This window comes from Halarchaeum sp. CBA1220 (assembly GCF_003721175.2).
In the GTDB taxonomy this organism is placed as follows: domain Archaea; phylum Halobacteriota; class Halobacteria; order Halobacteriales; family Halobacteriaceae; genus Halarchaeum; species Halarchaeum grantii.
Window position 1 is genome coordinate 1224554 of the sequence record NZ_CP054707.1, and the last position, 15247, is coordinate 1239800.

Below are 15247 nucleotides of genomic sequence, written 5' to 3' on the forward strand. Positions count from 1 at the left end.
CGTGGCGATAAACCTATGCCGGTGGAACACTCGTATTGGAGTATGTTCGGCGCTCGCGCGACGGCGGAGTCCGTATCCGGCGCGAGCGGCGGCGCTTTCTCGACCGCGAAACCCGGTAAACGCGACCTGCGGTAGGCACTCGTTGCGGGCGTAGCGTCCCCGTCACGGGTCGTCGCAGGACCGTACCGGCAGTTACAGTATCCCGAGACCCATCCCACACCACCAATGAGTACACCACGAAACGTCACGACCGGCACGTTCGTCGCGATGACGACGCCGTTCGACGCCGAGGAACGCATCGACCACGACCAACTCGCCGCCGACGCCCAGCGCCTCGCCGAGGCGGGCGTCGACGGCCTCGTCCCCGTCGGCTCGACGGGCGAGTCCGCGACGCTCACGCACGACGAACACGTCGCGGTCGTCGAGACCGTCGTCGAGGCCGTCGACGTCCCCGTCATCGCGGGCGCGGGGTCGAACTCCACGCACGAAGCCATCTCGCTCGCCGGGCGCGCGGCGGACGCGGGCGCGGACGCCCTGCTCCTCATCTCGCCGTACTACAACAAGCCCGAGCCCGAGGGGATGGAGCGCCACTACCGCCGCATCGCGGACGCCGTCGACGTCCCGCAGATCGTCTACAACGTCCCCTCGCGCACCGGGCGCTCCATCGACCCGGCGACGACCGCCGCGCTCGCCGAGCACGAGAACATCGTCGGCTACAAGGCCGCGAGCGGCGACCTCGGCCTCGTCTCCGAGGTCGTCGAGCGCACGCGCGACGAGGAGTTCGCGGTGCTCTCCGGCGACGACGGCCTCACGCTCCCGACCCTCTCGGTGGGCGGGACGGGCGTCATCAGCGTCGCGGCGAACGTCGAACCCGAGCGGATGAGCGCGCTCGTTCGGGACGCGCTCGACGACGAGTACGCGCTCGCCCGCGAGCGCCACCACGAGCTCGGCCCGCTCTTCCGCGCGCTCTTCGTGGAGACGAACCCGATTCCGGTGAAGGAGGCGATGGACGTCTGGGGCTACGGCCCCGCCGAGGTTCGCGACCCGCTCTCGCGGGCGACGCCGGAGACGCGCGCCGAACTCGAGGCCGTCCACGACGCCCTCGGCGACCCCGACGTGGAGGTGGAGCGATGACGCTCTCGGTGGCCGTCACGGGCGCGACGGGGCGGATGGGCCGCACCGTGCTCGACGTCGCGCGCGAGCGCGGCGTCGACGTGGCCTTCGCGGTGAACCGCGACGGTGACGGCCAACACGTCGAGGGCGTGCCCGTCCGGCCGGCGAGCGAGTTCGCGGCCCTCCTCGACTCGGAGGCCCCGGACGCCGTCGTGGACTTCACCGGTCCGGAATCGACGGTCGAGTACGCCCGCGCGTGCGCCGAGACGGGCGTCCCGCTCGTCACCGGGACGACGGGGTTCTCGGAGGCCGACGTCGCGGCGCTCGAGGAGGCGAGCACGGAGACGCCGATTCTCGTCGGCGCGAACTTCTCGCGCGGGGTTCAGGCGCTCCTCGACGCGGTCGAGAGCGCGGTCACGGACCTCCCCGAGTACGACGTCGAACTGATGGAGACCCACCACAACGGGAAGCGCGACGCGCCCTCGGGCACCGCGAAGATACTCCTCGACCGAATCGAGGGGGCCCGCGAGGGCGCGAGCGAGCGCGTCCACGGCCGCGAGGGCGAGGCGCCCCGTGACGAGGGGGAGATCGGCGTGCACGCGCGCCGTGCCGGCGACATCACGGGCGAGCACGACGTCCTCCTCGCGGGGAACCACGAGAGCCTCGAACTCACGCATCGCGCGGGCTCCCGGAGCGTCTTCGCGGAGGGCGCGCTCGACGCGGCGGCGTGGCTCGCCGAGCAATCGGCGGACTATTACCGCTTCGAGACAATCGCCAGCCAACTGTGAGCCGAAGCTACGACGCGCTCGAATCCGACGTAGAGGACCTCTGGGAGCGGACGCAGAACGATTCGGTGTCCGCGAGCGACCTCACCGCCGAGGACGCCGACACCATCGACGCCTTCCTCGAGGCGCTCGAGGAGGGCGCGGTGCGCGCCGCCGAGAAGGTCGAGGGAGAGTGGGAGGCCGTCGAGTGGGTGAAGCGCGGCGTCCTGCTGAACTTCTCGCTCCGCGAGACCGAAGCCCGCGAGTACGGGGGCGTCACCTACCACGACGTCCTCCCGCTGCGCGACACCGCCGACCTCGGCGAGCGCGGCACCCGGAACACGCCCGACGGAACGACCATCCGACGCGGCGCGTACGTCGGCAGTGATGCGATCCTGATGTCGCCCGCGTTCGTGAACATCGGCGCGCACGTCGGCGACGGCACGCTCGTCGACTCCTGCGACACGGTGGGGTCCTGCGCGCAGATCGGCGACGACGTGAAGCTCGGCGCGAACACGCTCATCGGCGGCGTCCTCGAACCGGTCGAGGACGCGCCCGTCGTCGTCGAGGACGGCGTCTCGCTGGGCGCGGGCTGTCGCGTCACCTCCGGCTTCGTCGTCGGGGAGAACTCCGTCGTCGGGGAGAACACGCTCCTGACGCCGCGCATCCCCGTCTACGACCTCGTCGAGGAGGAGGTCATCTACGGCCACCTCCCGCCGGAGCGCCGGGCGTTCACGCGCTTCGTCGAGTCCTCCATCGGCGAGCACGACCTCTTCGACGGCGGCGCGTACAAGCCGGCCGTCGTCGCCACCGACCTCGAAGCGAGCACGCTCGAGGCGAGCCAGCGCGAGGAGGCGCTCCGGGAGTGAGCGGGGACGGAGACGCCTCGGGCGCGTCCGTCCGCCGACTCGCCGACTGGGACGCCGAGGATCTGCGCGCGCTCGCCGCCGAGTACGGCACGCCGCTCTACGTGGACGACCTCGCGCGCGTCCGCCAGAACTACGCGCGGCTCGCCGGCGCGTTCCCGGACGCCGAGGTGCTGTTCGCGGTGAAGGCGAACGCGGGCCGGCACGTCCTCCGGACGCTCGCGGCGGCCGGTGCGGGCGCGGAGTGCGCGAGCGCGGGCGAACTCGCGCGCGCGCTCGACGCCGGCTTCGACCCGGCGGACGTCCACTACACGGCCGTCAACCCACCGGCAGCAGACCTCGACTACGCCTGTCGGGTCGCCGCCGAGCACCCCGCGCTCACGGTGACGGCGGGCGCGCGCGACACCGTCGAGCGCCTCGCCGAGCGCGGCTTCGCGGGCCGGTTCTGCCTCCGCGTCCACCCGGGCGTCGGCGCCGGCCACAGCGAATCGGTCTCGACCGGGAAGGACGCGAAGTTCGGGGTTCCCGCCGCGGACGCGACGGCGGTGCTCGCGGACGCCGCCGAGCGCGGCTTCGACGTCGTCGGCCTCCACGCGCACGCGGGCAGCGGCATCACGAACGACCAGCTCGAGGAGCACGAGGCGGTCGTCTCGACGCTCGCGGACGTCGCGCGCGAGACCGACCTCGCCCTCGAGTTCGTGGACGTCGGTGGCGGCTTCGGCGTCCCGTATCGCGAGGAGGAGGACGCGCTCGACCTCGATGAGGTGGCGGCGCGGACGCGCGCGGCGCTGGACGGCGTGGACGCGACGCTCACCATCGAGCCCGGGCGCTACCTCGTCGCGGACGCGGGCGTCCTCCTCACCGAGGTGAACACCGTCAAGCGCGTCGCCGACGCCACAATCGCCGGCGCGGACGCGGGGATGACGACGCTCGTCCGCCCCGCGATGTACGGCTCCTACCACCCGATCCGCTCGCTCGTCGCGGACGAACGGGCGACCGAGAACGTTTCCGTCGTCGGGCCCGTCTGTGAGAGCACGGACGTCCTCGGCGAGGACCGCGACCTGCCGGCGCCCGAGCGCGGCGACCTGCTCGCCGTCGGGAACGCGGGCGCGTACGGCATCGAGATGGCGTCGCAGTACAACTCGCGCCCCCGCCCGGCGGTCGTCGCGCTCGACGGCGACGACACCGAGGTGGTGCGACGCCGCGAGACGCTCGCGGACGTGACGCTCGCCGAGGACACCGCTTCGGACCCCTACCCATGACGACCTACGACGTCTACCACGGCACCGGCAACGACTTCGCGGTCGTCGACGCCGCGGACGCGAGCGACCCCGACGCGCTCGGCGTCGCGCTCTGCGAGGCCCTCGGCGTCGACGGCGCGCTCTTCGTCGACGTCGCGGCAACCGAGCGCGAGCGAGGGCGCCGCGAGACCGCGAGCGGGGAGGGACGACCCGCGAGCGACGGGCAGGACACGACACCCGACGGAGAGCGAGGGCGCCGCGAGACCGCGAGCGACGCCGAGACCGACGACGGCGTTCGCGCGACGATGACGCTCGTCCAGCCGGACGGCTCTCGCGCCGCGATGTGCGGGAACGGCGCGCGCTGTGCGGCCCGCTGGGTCGCGGAGCGCACGGGCGCGTCGGTCGTCACGCTCGAGACGGGCGCGGGCCCGCGACGCTGTACGGTCGACGGCGAGACGGTGACCGTCGAGATGGGCGTCCCGTCGTTCGCGCCCGACGACGTCTCGCACGCCCGCGAGGGCGAACTCGTCGAGGCCGACCTCGCGGGGTGGACGGTGACGGCGCTGAACACGGGCGTCCCGCACGCCGTCGTCTTCGTCGACGACGTCGACAGCGTCGACCTCGACGCGATGGCGCCCGCGCTCCGCCACCACGACGTCTTCCCGGAGGGCGCGAACGTGAACCTCGCCGCCGAGGACGACGGGGGGTTCGCCCAGCGGACGTTCGAGCGCGGCGTCGAGGGCGAGACCGAGGCCTGCGGAACGGGTGCGGTCGCCATCGCCGTCGCCGCCGCGCGCCTCGGAATGGCCCCCGAGACGGGGACGGTGACGGTGTCGCCGCCCGGTGGTGACCTCGAGATCGGCCTGCGAGCGGACGGCGCGACGACGCTGCGCGGCCCGACGACGTACGTCGAATCGGGCGAGACGGAGGCGACGCTCGGCGAGCACGACGCCGACGTGGGGGCCGCCGATGAGTGACGTCGACTCCTTCGACCCCGTCGGGTTCCTCGAGCGTGCCGTCGGAACGCCGTCGCACGAGGACGTCGCGGCGATGCGCGAACTGCTCGTCGACGAACTGGCGACACACGGCGTCGAGGCGACCGTCGACGACGCGGGGAACACGCTCGCGTCGAAGGCCGGGGCGGAAAGCGGTCCGCACGTCGTGTTGAACACCCACGTCGACACGGTGGTGCCGCACATACCGCCAAAACGCGACGGCGACGTCCTGCGCGGACGCGGGTCGTGCGACGCGAAGGGCCCGCTCGCGGTGTTGCTCGCGGCGTTCCTCGCCACCGACCCGGAGCGCGGCCGCGTGACGCTCGCGGTGACGCCGGACGAGGAGACGGCGTCGACGGGCGCACACCACCTCGACCTCGACGCGGACTGCTACGTCGTCGGCGAACCGACCGAACTCGACGTCTGCACGGCCGCGCGCGGGCGCTTCCAGGGGACGGTGACGCTCACCGGGTCGGCGGCGCACGCCGCCGAGCCCGAGTCCGGCGTCTCCGCGATTCAAGGCGCGGCGGCGGCGCTCCGCGCGCTCGACTCCTTCGACGAGTCCCGTGGACCGGGCGTCCACGACGCGCTCGGCGCGCCGACGCTCACCGCGACGACCATCGAGGGCGGGGAGGCGACGAACCAGATCCCCGCCGAGTGCTCGTTCGTCGTCGACCGCCGCTCGGTGCCGCCGGAGACGGCAGACGGGTTCTTCGACGGCCTGCGCGCGCACCTGCGCGCCGCGGTCCCGGACGCGGTCGGCGTGACGGTCACGCCCCAAGAGCGCACGACGCCGTTCCTCGAGGCGTTCGCGACACCCGCCGATAGCGACGTCGTGGGCGCGCTCGCCGACGCGGGCGCGGGCGACGTGCGGCCCTTCGGCGCGGCGACGGAGGCGTCCTACTTCGCGCGCGAGGCGCCCACTGTGGTCTTCGGACCGGGGGCTCTCGCGGACGAGACGGGCGCGGTCGCGCACGCCGAGCGCGAGTACGTCGACCTCCCGGAGGTCGAGGCGGGGGCCGAAATCGCGACGGCGGCGCTGGACGCGTTGCTCGCTTAGCCGAAGAAGACGTCCGCGAGGTCGCTCCCCCTGTTTCCGACGTCCTTGTACAGCTCGGTGTAGCCACACGACGCGCAGGTGACGGTCTCGAACCTGTTCGTCTGGACGTCGAACATCTTCGAGAGGCCGGAGCCGGTCGTAGAGATGGAGCCGGTGGTCACTTCGTCGTGGCCGCACTTCGGGCAGCCCGATGCGTCGTCGCTGGAGGCGTCAGGGCGGTCGGACATCGCGTCCGTGCGTCCCGAGCGAGTGAGTAAAAGTCTTCTGTGCGTCCGCGCTCAGGCGTCGCGGGCGATGTCGGCGCCGACGCCCGTGTAGCCGGCGGGCGTGAGCGCGCGCAGTTCCTCGCGGACGTCCTCGGAGACGTCGAGGTCCTCGAAGAGGTCGCGGAAGTCCTCGAGGGTGACGCGCTCGCCGCGCGTGAGGGCCTTCACGCGCTCGTAGGCCTCGGTGTCGCCCTCGCGGCGGAGGACCGTCTGGACGGCCTCACCGATGACCTCGGGCGTCGACTCGAGGTCCTCGCGCATCACCCGCTCGTTCGGGACGACCTTCGCGAGGCCGTCCTGCAGTTTCGTGTACCCGAGCAGGCAGTAGGCGAACGCGGCGCCGACGTTGCGCTTGACCGTGGAGTCCGAGAGGTCGCGCTGCAGTCGGGAGGTGGGGAGGTAATCGGCGAGGAAGGCGAGGTCGCTGTTGGCCTTCGAGAGGTTCCCCTCCGAGTTCTCGAAGTCGATTGGGTTGACCTTGTGCGGCATCGTCGAGCTCCCAGTCTCGCTCTTCGCGGCCTCCTGGCCGAGGTAGCGCTGGGAGACGTACGTCCAGACGTCCCGGTCGAGGTCGAGGAGGACGGTGTTCGTCTCGCGGAGCGCGTCGAAGAGCTCGGCGAGGTCGTCCGAGGGATTCACCTGGGTGGTGGGCTCGGTGTACGCGAGGCCGAGGCCCTCGACGAACTCGCGGGCGAACGCGCGCCAGTCGACGTCGGGGTAGGCGGCGTGGTGGGCGGCGTACGTGCCGGAGGCGCCCGCGAGCTTCCCCGCCAACCCGTCGGCGGCGGCTTCGACGCGCGCGAGCTTTCGGCCGAGGCGGGCGGCGTAGACCGCCATCTCCTTGCCGAACGTCGTGGGCGTCGCGGGCTGGCCGTGAGTGCGCGCGAGCATCGGCGTCTCCGCGTAGTCGTGCGCGAACCCGACGAGCTCGTCGCGGACCTCGCGGAGCTCGGGGACGAGCACCTCGGTGACGGCGGGCTTGAGGAGCAGGCGGTAGGCGAGGTTGTTGACGTCTTCGCTCGTGAGCGCGAAGTGGATCCACTGGTGGACGCGCTCGGGGGCGTGCTCGCGGACGAAGTACTCGACGGCCTTCACGTCGTGGTTCGTCGCCGCGTACTCGTCGGTTCCCTCCGTCTCGATGCGCTTGACGAGGGCGGCGGACTCCTCGTCGAAGGACTCGTAGGCGTCGCGGAGGGCGGCGCGCTCGGAGTCGGAGAGGGCGAGCGGCGTCGCCTCGAGGTCGGCGAGCGCGCAGAGGTACTCGACTTCGACGCGGACGCGAGCGCGCATGAGCGCGGCCTCGCTCGCGTAGTCGGCGAGCGGGGCGGTCCGGGAGGCGTAGCGGCCGTCGAGGGGTGAAACCGCGTAGAGCGGGTCCGGCATACCCGCCAGTCCCGTCGCGCGACCCAAAAGCGTGCCGGTCCGAATCGCCACGTGCGTGCATAGACGAACCGCATCGACGCGGAATACCCGCTGTATCTATGCTCGTCTATGCATACTTTCGCTCGAAGAACCGCAACCCCTTTCGGCGTGCGGTGCGCGAAGCCGCGTATGAAGCTAGCCGGCATGGCCAGCAACCGTGGACGGAACCTGCTGCACATCGCCGACCGGACGCCCGGCGACGCCGAGTTCTCGGTCGTCCTCACGAACGACGCGGACGCCCCCATCTTGGAGGCGGCCGCCGAGCGCGACATCCCCACCGAAGCCGTCGAGCGCGAGGAGGGCGAGGCCCGCGAGGCCCACGAGGAGCGCGTCCTCGAGCGCCTCGCCGACTACGACGTCGACCTCGTCGTCCTCGACGGCTACATGCGCGTGCTCACCGAGACGTTCCTCGACGACGCGCCCACGACGCTGAACGTCCACCCGAGCCTCCTCCCCTCCTTCCCCGGGATGGACGCCCACGAGCAGGTCCTGGAGGCGGACGTGAGCGTGACAGGCGCGACCGTCCACGTCGTCACCGAGGCGGTCGACGCCGGCCCCATCGTCACGCAGGAACCCGTCCCCGTCTACGCGGACGACGACGAGGCCGCGCTCAAAGACCGCGTCCTCTACGAGGCGGAGTTCGAGGCCTACCCGCGCGCGATCCGGTGGTTCGCGAACGACGACGTCGAGGTCGCGGACGGCGAGGTCCGCGTCGAGGCCGACGCGAACGCGGAGTTCCCCGTCCGCCGCATCGACGGCGCCGACCGCGAGGCCGACCTCCGCTACGGCGAGAACCCACACCAGGACGCCGCCGTCTACGGCGACCTCGGCAGTACGGAGCCGAGCGTCGTCCACGCCGACCAGCTCAACGAGGGCGCGAAGGCGCTCAGCTACAACAACTACAACGACGCCGACGGCGCGCTCAACCTCATCAAGGAGTTCGAGGAGCCCGCCGCCGCCGTCATCAAGCACACGAACCCCGCCGGCTGTGCGACCGCCGACACGCTCGCCGAGGCCTACGCGGACGCGCTCGCCACCGACCCGATGAGCGCGTTCGGCGGCATCGTCGCGCTCAACCGCCCCTGCGACGAGGCGACGGCGGAACTCGTCGTCGACTCCTTCAAGGAGGTCGTCGTCGCGCCCGGCTACACCGACGCCGCCCTCGACGTCCTCACCTCGAAGGACAACCTCCGCGTCCTCGACGTCGGCGGCGACGAACTCGGGCCCGACGTCGTCTCCGAGCGCTTCACCGAGCAGTCGCTCGTCGGCGGCAAACTCGTCCAAGAGCGCGACACGTGGGCGCCCACCCCGGACGACCTCGAGTTCGTCACCGAGGCCGAACCCACCGAGGAGCAGGTCGAGACGATGTGCTTCGCGTGGAAGGTGCTGAAGCACGTGAAGTCGAACGGCATCCTCCTCGCGAAGGGCACCGAGACCGTCGGCGTCGGCATGGGGCAGGTCTCGCGCGTCGACGCCGTCCGCCTCGCCGCGATGAAGGCCGACGAGCACGCCGAGGGGAAGGGCGCGCAGGGCGCCGTCATGGCCTCCGACGCGTTCTTCCCGTTCCCGGACGGCATCGAGGAAGCCGCCGACGCCGGCATCGAGGCCGTCATCCAGCCCGGCGGCTCCGTGAACGACGACGACGTCATCGAGGCCTGCGACGAACACGGCATCGCGATGGCGTTCACGGGCAACCGGACGTTCCGGCATAGCTAACCACCACGGTCCTCCTGACCGACGTGGAGGCCGGCCGCCATCGCCTCCGCCTGGTGGACTCTCGAAGGGCGAGCGGCCGAGCACGCGAGGCCGCGAGGGCTTGGACGAGACACGGCATCGCGATGGCGTTCACGGGCAACCGGACGTTCCGGCACTCGTAACGCCGAGCGAGCTTCCCCCGTCGGCGAACCTTCTTCACGGGGAACGCATCCACCGCCCCGTATGCGCTGACACCGACGGTGAGCGGGCCTCGCGACGCGACGGCACACCCGCTCACTCGCTTCGGTTGCCGTCCGCTCGCTACCGCTCCGAGAGCCGCGGGTCCGAGAGTTCGCCGCGAACCTGCGGCGCTCGCGGGTCCGTGACGAACTCGACGCGCGTCCCGCCGTCAGCCGCGTCCGTCACCGCCACGCGCCAGCCCTGTCGGGCCGCGATTCGCGCGACCACCGGGAGACCGTAGCCCGTCCCGCCCTCGACCGTCGTGCCGCCGAGTCTGAGGACGCGCTCGCGCTTCTCGGGCTCGATTCCGGGGCCGTCGTCGGCGACGTAGAACCCGGATTCGCCCCCGCGATCGAAGGCGTCGACGGTCACCGACACGTCGGGGCCGGCGTGCGCCAGCGCGTTCTCGAAGACGCGCCCGAGCGCGTCCCTGACGAGGGCGGCGTCCCCGGTGGCCGTCACGGGGTCGCGGACGTCGAGCGTCGCGCTGGCGGACTCGGCGTCGCTCCACGCCGCGCGCGCGAGCGCCGCGACGTCCACGGGCTCGCCCGCGATGCCGGCGCGCCCGACGCGGAGGAACTCGACGGCGTCCACGACCGTCGCGTCCGCGCGGTCGATGGCGTTCGCGACGCGCTCCTTCGGGTTCGGGCCGTCGCCCTCGTCGTCGGGGAGCATGTCGAGCCAGCCGCTCGCGACCGTGAGGCGATTTCGGAGGTCGTGATTGAGCACGGCGGCGCTCGACCACAGCGCCTCGTCGCGCTCGCGTACCGCCGTCTCGGCGACGACCTGCTCGGTGACGTCCGCGTGCTCGGCGCGGACGTGGCGCTCGCCGTCGGCATCGAACGCCGCCGCGCGGAAGCGATACCAGCGCCGCGTCCCGTCGGCCGCGCGCTCGTACTCGACGTGCGCCGACTCCTCGCCGTCGAGCACCGCGCGGAGCGCGTCCGCGACGCGCGCGCCGGCCGCGTCGGTGGCGGCGACGGCGCTCACGTAGTCGGTTCCGGCGTCCGCGGCGGCGCCGAAGTGCGCGAACGACGCCCACTCGTCGTTTCCCGCGACGACGACGCCGTCGGCGTTCAGAACCGCGAGCGCGTCGCCCGCCGCGTCGAGGGCGCCGGCGGCGACGGCGTGGGGGATGTCCATGGACGACTCGTTCGGGCGGTCGGGCCATAGGCGTTGGCCTGCCGGGACCGAGAGGGGCGAACCCGCCGAGCGCGGTGCGCGTCGCGTGACTCGCCCCGCGCCGACCGCCGTGACACCCGCTCCGGTATCCGACACGCCTTTGACCGCCCGAACGGAGGTGTCTGTATATGCGCTACGACGAGGCCGCGAACTTTCTCCTCGACCTCCAGCGGTTCCGCCCGCGCGCCGGCACCGAGGGGGTCGCGGACCTCCTCTCGGCCCTCGACGACCCCCATCGAGGCCCGACGTACGTCCAGATCGCGGGGTCGAACGGGAAGGGGAGCACCGCTCGGATGGTCGAGTCCGCGCTCCGCGAGGCCGGCCTCGACGTCGGACTCTACACGTCGCCGCACTTCGACGACCTGCGCGAGCGCGTCCGCGTGAACGGCCGCAAGGTCTCCGAGGCGGCGGTCTGCGAGTACGTCTCGGAGATACAGGAGTACGTCACGGAGCGCGCCGCGACGGGCGACTCGCCGACGTTCTTCGAGACGATAACGGGGCTGGCGCTCTGGCGCTTCGGGACCGCCGACGTCGACGTCGCCGTCCTCGAGGTCGGCATCGGCGGGAAGTACGACGCGACGAGCGTCGTCGACCCGGCGGCGTCCTGCGTGACGAGCGTGACGCTCGAACACACCGGCATCATCGGCGACACGGTCGCCGAAATCGCGACCGACAAGGCCCACGTCGCGCCCGCCGACGCGCCGCTCGTGACGGGCGCGCGCGGCGACGCGCTCGACGCGGTCCGCGACGTCGCGGGGGACGTGGTGACGGTCGGCCCTGAGGCGGAGCGCGACGTCCGCGTCACGTACGAGGGCGCGGTTTCGCCGGCGGAGGCCGCCGTATCCGTCGCGGACGCGTCGGGGACGCTGGATGCCCGGATTCCCCTGCTCGGCGAGCATCAGGCGTCGAACGCGGGCATCGCCGCGACGCTCGTCCGGCAGCTCGTCGACGTCGACGACGCGACGCTCGCGCGCGGCCTGCGGAAGGCCTACTGGCCGGGGCGCTTCGAGGTGATGGGCGAGGACCCGCTGGTCGTCCTCGACGGCGCGCATAACCCGGGCGCGTGCGAGGCGCTCGCGGACACGCTCGCCGAGTTCGACTACGACGACCTCCACCTCGTCGTCGGCGCGATGCACGACAAGGACCACGGCGGGATGGCGGGCGCGCTCCCCGACGCCGCGACGGTGCGGACGTGTCGCCCGGACTCGGGGCGCGCGGAGGACCAGGACGCGCTCGCCGTCGCGTTCCGCGCGGCGGGCGCGGGCGAGGTGTCGGCGATGAGCTCCGTCGAGGCCGCCGTCGAGCGCGCGCTCGCGGCCGCCGAGGCGGGCGACGCCGTGCTCGTTACAGGGTCGCTGTTCACCGTCGCGGAGGCGCGCCAGCGCTGGACGCGCGCGACCGTCGAGAAGCGCGCGGACTCGCTGGCGGAGTCCCGCGAGCACCTCGAGCGCGCGCACGTCACGCCGGCGGGTGCGTGGCGGATGCGCGGAAAGGGCGTCCACCGCGTCGTCCGCTCGCGCGTCCAGAAGCGCCAGGCGCAGTACCTCAAAGAGGAGCTGTTGAGCCTCGGCGGGGAGTGTGCGATTTCGGGGCTGAACGACCAGCCCCGTGGAACGCTCGACGTCGTGATGATGGGGACGCTCGCGCAGTTCAAGCGCCTGTGTGCCAAACTCGACGGCCAGCCCTACGGGCTCTCCGTCTACGCGGACGAACTCCGGGAGACGCTCGACATCGAGACGCCGGACGAGGGGACGGAGTACCCGTGGTCGGGCGATTCGACGGCCGTGATGGGCATCCTGAACGTCACCCCGGACTCGTTCCACGACGGCGGCGAGTACGAGGCCGTCGAGGACGCCGTCGCGCGCGCCGAGGAGATGGTGGCGAACGGCGTCGATATAATCGACGTCGGCGGCGAGTCCACTCGCCCCGGCGCCGACCCCGTCCCGGCCGCCGAGGAGCGCGCGCGCATCGTCCCCGTCATCGAGCGCATCGCCGACCTCGACTGCCTCCTCAGCGTGGACACGATGAAGGCGGAGGTCGCGCGCGCCGCCCTCGAGGCCGGCGCGGACATCCTGAACGACGTGACGGGCCTCGAGGACCCGGAGATGCGCTTCGTCGCCGCCGAGCACGGCGCGCCGCTCGTCGTGATGCACTCGCTGAACGCGCCCGTCGAGCCGGGGGCGGACGTCCACTACGACGACGTCGTCGAGGACGTCATCGACGAACTCCGCGAGCGCGTCCTGCTCGCGGAGAAGGCGGGACTGCCCCGCGAGAAGATAATCGTCGACCCCGGCATCGGCTTCGCGAAGTCCGTCGGCGAGAACTTCGAGATACTGAAGCGCGTCGACGAGCTCCACGCGCTGGGCTGTCCGGTGCTCGTCGGCCACTCGCACAAGTCGATGTTCGGCGCCGTCGACCGCTACCCTGATCGGGGCGGGCACGCCACCGTCGCGGGCACGGCGGTCGCCGCCGAGCGCGGCGCGGACGTGATCCGTGTCCACGACGTCGCGGAGAACGTCGCGGCGGTGCGGACCGTCGAGGCCGTCCAGTCGGGGACGCGACTCGACGGGGCGGACGACCCGGAGCCGGCCGGCGACGACGGCGCGACGAACGGGGGTGACGGCGATGAGTGACGACCCGGACGACCGGACGGTTCGCGACGAGGACTTCCCGGAGGCGGACGGCCGCGCCTCCTACCTGCACGCGGTCCGCGAGGGCTACGACGAACTCGCACGCGTCCACCGCGAGGCCCGGACCGCCGTCGGCGAACCCGGTATCGACCACGTGGACGCGGTCGCGCGCGACCTGCCGGACGGCGCGCTCGTCCTCGACGCGGGGTGTGGCGCGGGCGTTCCCGTCCTCTCGCGCTTCGACCTCGCGTTCGACGTCGTCGGCCTCGACCTCTCGCGCGAGCAACTCGGGCGCGCGCACGAGCGCTCGCCGACGGCGGGGCTCGTGCAGGGCGACATGAGCGCGCTCCCGTTCCGCGACGGCGTCTTCGACGGCCTGGTCGCGCTCCACTCCATCATCCACGTCCCCCGCGAGGCTCACGCGTCGGTCTACGCGGAGTTCCATCGCGTGCTCGCGGACGGCGCGCCCGCGCTCGTCACCACGGGGACGGACGCCTACGAGGGCGGGACGCCGAACTGGCTCGGGAGCGGCGTCGAGATGCACTGGAGCTTCCCCGTCGCCGAGGAGACGCTCGCGAGCCTCCGGGACGCCGGCTTCACGGTCGAGGAGGAGACGCGGGTGCCGGACGAGCACGGCGGCGGCGAGTTCCTCTTCGTCCGCGTTCGGGCCTAGACGGCGCCGAGGTCGCGGTAGAGGGAGAGGTAGCGTTCGAGGAACGCGCGCTCGTCGTGGGCGGCGTACGACTCGTCGATGTCGAGGCGCTCGACGTCGGTGGCGTCGCGCAGGCAGTCGACGAGCTCCTCGTCGCTCGTCGCGAGGAAGCCCCGCGCGTCGCCCTCGACGAGTTCGTGCGCCGCGGAGTCCGCGTGGTACTCGACGACGCCGACGCAGCCGCAGGCGAGCGCGCGCAGGAGGTCGGTCGGGAAGCTCGTCCGGTAAGCGGTCTGCGCGTAGACGTGCGCGCCCTTGAAGAGCGCGAGGCGGTCGTCGAGGGACTGCTCGCCGACGAAGGAGACGCGGTCCGCGATGCCCATGTCGCGGGCTTGGCGCTCGTAGTTCGCGCGCTCCGGGCCGTCGCCGACGACGGTCGCCGACCAGTCGTAGTCGCGGAACTCCGCGAGCGCGAGCAGCACCGACTCGAGGTTGGCGTCCGCGTCGAGCGTCCGCGAGTAGACGACGTCACCGGCGTCCGGGTCGGCCTCGACTGCGCGGACGCGCTCCATCTCGACGGCGTTCGGGATCCGGTGGAGTGCCTCCCCGGGGACGCTGGCCTCCCGGACGGCCGTGCCGACGAACGCCGAGGGGACGACGACGGCGTCGCTCGCCGCCGCCGCCCACCGCGTGAGGCGGTCGTCGGACGGCGGGTCGTAGTACTCGGTGACGACGGGCGCGCCGAGCGCGCTCGCGAGTCGCGCGCCGAAGACGAACCCGGGGCGGGGGTCGGCGACGTGGACGACGTCCGGGTCGAACGACCGGAGCGCCGGGAGGAGCCGAAGCGGCGCCCATCGCTCGCCCGGTGCGGGTTCGAGGGCGCGATACGCGACGCCGTCGTGCTCGAAGGCGTCGTGGTCGCCGTCCCACCACTGCGCGCAGAAGACGGTGACGTCGTGGCCACGTCCGGCGAGGAGGGCGCGAAGCGAGTCGTGGCGCTCGGCGGCCGGACCCGCGTCCGCGTGGTGGACGGTCCGGGCGGAGACGAGCGCCACGCGCATGCCTTCGGGTGAGTGTGACGCCGGCAAAAGCCTTCCTCCATCGCCGCGCCGGGTCGCGCG

The 15247-nt window shown here is 72.6% G+C and carries 13 protein-coding genes; 9 read left to right on the forward strand and 4 right to left on the reverse strand.

The genetic code is table 11. The annotated features are described in order from the left end of the window. The first annotated feature begins 225 nt into the window (after positions 1-225). The 6 genes from dapA to EFA46_RS06590 are packed head-to-tail and all read left to right on the forward strand — an operon-like array spanning position 226 to position 6039. Entirely contained in the window at positions 226-1134 is a 909-nt protein-coding gene (dapA, locus tag EFA46_RS06565) for a 4-hydroxy-tetrahydrodipicolinate synthase (protein ID WP_123074065.1), read from the forward strand. Continuing rightward, the gene (dapB, locus tag EFA46_RS06570) at positions 1131-1901 is read left to right on the forward strand and encodes a 4-hydroxy-tetrahydrodipicolinate reductase (RefSeq protein ID WP_123074064.1); all 771 of its coding nucleotides are present in this window, start codon (positions 1131-1133) and stop codon (positions 1899-1901) included. The genes dapA and dapB overlap by 4 nt, the downstream gene beginning before the upstream one ends. Next, positions 1898-2746 carry a 2,3,4,5-tetrahydropyridine-2,6-dicarboxylate N-succinyltransferase gene (locus tag EFA46_RS06575; RefSeq protein ID WP_123074063.1) on the forward strand — a complete coding sequence of 283 codons (849 nt, stop codon included), beginning with the start codon at positions 1898-1900 and terminating at the stop codon, positions 2744-2746. Before dapB ends, EFA46_RS06575 begins: the two co-directional genes overlap by 4 nt. Then, the gene (gene lysA / locus EFA46_RS06580) at positions 2743-4005 is read left to right on the forward strand and encodes a diaminopimelate decarboxylase (RefSeq protein WP_123074062.1); all 1263 of its coding nucleotides are present in this window, start codon (positions 2743-2745) and stop codon (positions 4003-4005) included. Before EFA46_RS06575 ends, lysA begins: the two co-directional genes overlap by 4 nt. After that, entirely contained in the window at positions 4002-4961 is a 960-nt protein-coding gene (gene dapF / locus EFA46_RS06585) for a diaminopimelate epimerase (protein WP_123074061.1), read from the forward strand. The genes lysA and dapF overlap by 4 nt, the downstream gene beginning before the upstream one ends. After that, entirely contained in the window at positions 4954-6039 is a 1086-nt protein-coding gene (locus EFA46_RS06590; protein ID WP_123074060.1) for a M20/M25/M40 family metallo-hydrolase, read from the forward strand. The genes dapF and EFA46_RS06590 overlap by 8 nt, the downstream gene beginning before the upstream one ends. On the opposite strand, the gene EFA46_RS06595 is transcribed toward EFA46_RS06590, so the two are convergent. Together EFA46_RS06595 and purB are read right to left on the reverse strand one after the other, a co-directional pair. Then, a complete protein-coding gene (locus EFA46_RS06595) occupies positions 6036-6266 on the reverse strand; it encodes a zinc ribbon domain-containing protein (RefSeq protein WP_123074059.1) in 231 nt (76 codons plus the stop codon). The genes EFA46_RS06590 and EFA46_RS06595 overlap by 4 nt on opposite strands. A gap of 51 nt (positions 6267-6317) precedes the next feature. Further along, a complete protein-coding gene (gene purB / locus EFA46_RS06600; protein WP_123074058.1) occupies positions 6318-7688 on the reverse strand; it encodes an adenylosuccinate lyase in 1371 nt (456 codons plus the stop codon). Between the two features lie 168 nt (positions 7689-7856). Here purB and purH point away from each other — a divergent pair, with 168 nt between their 5' ends. Continuing rightward, a complete protein-coding gene (gene purH / locus EFA46_RS06605) occupies positions 7857-9443 on the forward strand; it encodes a bifunctional phosphoribosylaminoimidazolecarboxamide formyltransferase/IMP cyclohydrolase (RefSeq protein WP_123074057.1) in 1587 nt (528 codons plus the stop codon). Positions 9444-9743: 300 nt separating this feature from the next. Here purH and EFA46_RS06610 read toward each other — a convergent pair whose 3' ends face one another. Then, positions 9744-10805 (reverse strand): PAS domain-containing sensor histidine kinase, encoded by a 1062-nt coding sequence (locus EFA46_RS06610; protein WP_123074056.1) that lies wholly within the window; start codon positions 10803-10805, stop codon positions 9744-9746. A 167-nt stretch (positions 10806-10972) separates the two neighbouring features. Between EFA46_RS06610 and folP the strand changes: the two genes are divergently transcribed. Continuing rightward, on the forward strand, positions 10973-13477 hold the full coding sequence (folP, locus tag EFA46_RS06615; RefSeq protein WP_123074055.1) for a dihydropteroate synthase: 2505 nt from the start codon (positions 10973-10975) through the stop codon (positions 13475-13477). Next, the gene (locus tag EFA46_RS06620; protein ID WP_123074054.1) at positions 13470-14147 is read left to right on the forward strand and encodes a class I SAM-dependent methyltransferase; all 678 of its coding nucleotides are present in this window, start codon (positions 13470-13472) and stop codon (positions 14145-14147) included. The genes folP and EFA46_RS06620 overlap by 8 nt, the downstream gene beginning before the upstream one ends. Here the strand turns inward: EFA46_RS06620 and EFA46_RS06625 are convergent. Beyond that, positions 14144-15187, reverse strand: a complete 1044-nt coding sequence (locus EFA46_RS06625) for a glycosyltransferase (protein ID WP_123074053.1) — start codon at positions 15185-15187, stop codon at positions 14144-14146. The two genes, EFA46_RS06620 and EFA46_RS06625, sit on opposite strands and share 4 nt — an antisense overlap. Between the last annotated feature and the right edge of the window lie 60 nt (positions 15188-15247).